This is a genomic window from Candidatus Symbiopectobacterium sp. NZEC135 (assembly GCF_025962695.1).
In genome coordinates, this window is the sequence record NZ_JAGFPF010000253.1 from 1 (window position 1) to 2,103 (window position 2,103).

Annotated in this window: 3 protein-coding genes; 2 read left to right on the top strand and 1 reads right to left on the bottom strand. The window is 44.4% G+C overall.

Going from position 1 to position 2,103, the window contains the following annotated elements; translation table 11 throughout:
• Positions 1-460: 460 nt before the first annotated feature.
• Positions 461-697, bottom strand: a complete 237-nt coding sequence (locus J5224_RS25555; RefSeq protein ID WP_264628007.1) for a class II SORL domain-containing protein — start codon at positions 695-697, stop codon at positions 461-463.
• On the opposite strand from J5224_RS25555, the gene J5224_RS25560 reads away from it, so the two are divergent.
• Together J5224_RS25560 and J5224_RS25565 are read left to right on the top strand one after the other, a co-directional pair.
• A complete protein-coding gene (locus tag J5224_RS25560) occupies positions 659-952 on the top strand; it encodes a hypothetical protein (RefSeq protein WP_264628008.1) in 294 nt (97 codons plus the stop codon). The genes J5224_RS25555 and J5224_RS25560 overlap by 39 nt on opposite strands.
• Before the next feature lie 419 nt (positions 953-1,371).
• The coding region (locus J5224_RS25565) for an acyl-CoA dehydrogenase family protein (RefSeq protein WP_264628006.1) at positions 1,372-2,103 on the top strand (732 nt) is incomplete at its 3' end.

Below are 2,103 nucleotides of genomic sequence, written 5' to 3' on the forward strand. Positions count from 1 at the left end.
CGCCCAGTGGAAAGGACGGACAACCCTGTGGCGAAAAGGCTGGGACACAGGGTATTAAAAACCAGGCGGCGTGGTACATTTTGCTGCATGTTAAAAAACTCCGTGGTTGAAGCGCGCAAAGAAAAAATACTGTGATTTTTTTTGTCGTTTTAAATCATCAAAATAGAGATATTAAAGGCCGGTTCGCGAGTGATATGCATTAAGCGCCAATGCATCCATGCCTGATGGTGGCAGCAGTAAAGCACGTGCATTTCGGCTGAATGTAACATCCATGTTAAATGCATCTTTTGTAATAATTTGAAATAACATGACGTATCTTAATGGGCGTTTACTCTTTTTAAAAGTAAATGATAACTATTTTTATTATCAAATGAGTGGACGATCACGCACCGATTTTCAGGGTGATGATGTGTGAGGGATGAGTGATAAGAGATCGACAACGAGAGATCGGCAATAGCGGCTACAGGCTGTAATGCCACAATCCATGTTGGTTACAATAGATCCATACACAAAAACCACGCTTACAGTTGAATTTGCAGTCGCGCCCTTTGCATATGGCGCGATCGCAATAAACGTAGGCATCTTTATCTGCCAGGGCAAACATCACTGTGCTTTCTTCTCCTGGGGCCATAAATTTTAACTGCCCCCCCTGGAAGGTATGCAGATACACCCAGGCAATGTGATGCGGGAGCGTCATTGGGTGTACAGGTTGACCGACAGTGACGCTCAGGCTATTGCTCTCGAAACCGCCTCTTACCGTGAGAGTGATGTGATGAGCATCGTCAGGTGTCTGTGCGAGAAGGTGTTTCATTACGTGACCACAGCAATCAGGTGGCTGGGATGGGTTGTTGCCAGCAACGTCGATCATCAGGCGCAGGCAGCGCTCACACTGGTAGAACTGGGGTATCGGCATGTAAAAGGAGGGTTTGGTGCTATTTTTGTGGCGCATTGAGCGCTGTGTCGCCGTAGGTTTACTGTTTTTTGGCGTAGTGGATAATAACTTCATTATAAACCTCCGCAGATCATATTTCTGTGATGAATATTTCCATTAAAATAACGTGAAAGAAAAATAATCCCATAGACATTTTATTTATTTTCCTGGATAAATCGATCCTAAAAATAATAATCATATGAAATAATAAATCATAGGCTATTTCAGCACTGATTACTTTTTTAATTTTCTTTTATTCATTGATTTTAAATGATTTTTTATTTTATGTTTGATTTGTCCAGTTTTGTGTTTTAAATGTCGCTGGTTGGATAATTAGCACCAAATCTATACTCAGTTTAGAAACGGGAACACACAATAAATCTACTCATTCTAAATGGAGTAATATCATGGCCCTATTATCAGAGCAGGCACTGGTTGCGTTGAAAGAAAAAATTCGCCGTGTGACGGAAAATGATTTGGAAGAATTACAGTTGGAAGTGGAAAGAACCAATGTTTTTCCCGATGCCTATTATGATGTTTGCCGCAGAAACGATCTGTTTCGTCTGGCCATCCCTGAGACCTATGGCGGCATGGGACTTAACTGCGAGCAATTCTTTGCTGTAATGGAAGAATTTTGTCGCGGCCCTGGTGGGATGCGCATGAATCTGCATCATGCCAACGGCTTGAATTGGCGAATTCTTCACGATCACGGGGCAGAAGATCTGCGCGCAAAATGGTTGCCCAAACTGGCCAATAAAGAGGCTTACATCAACTTTGCTTTGACAGAAGCCGATTGCGGTTCGGGGGCTGATATTCGCACCACGGCGGTAAGAAAGGGCGATAAATATATACTCAATGGCAGTAAAACGCTGATCTCACACACCGATATTTCCGATGCTTCCTACGTGATAGCGGTTACCGATGAAGCCAAGCGGAAAAAGGGCGGCCTCACCGCATTCTTTATCGAAACGAATACCCCCGGTTACTACATTGATCCGATGCCGCACATGATGGGATGCCGAGGGGCTGGGCATGCTTATCTGCGCTTTGAAAATTGCGAAGTGCCAGCACATAACATCATGGGCCAGGAAGGCGATGGGCTGGATATCTTTATGAATGCCCTGGCGCATTCCCGCGCGATGATCGCGGTAACCTGTCTCGGAATGTCGCAG

Coding starts and splice junctions, on each gene's coding strand:
- J5224_RS25555 (WP_264628007.1), bottom strand. CDS start 697: ATGACGCTCCCGCATCACATTGCCTGGGTGTATCTGCATACCTTCCAG.
- J5224_RS25560 (WP_264628008.1), top strand. CDS start 659: ATGCAGATACACCCAGGCAATGTGATGCGGGAGCGTCATTGGGTGTAC.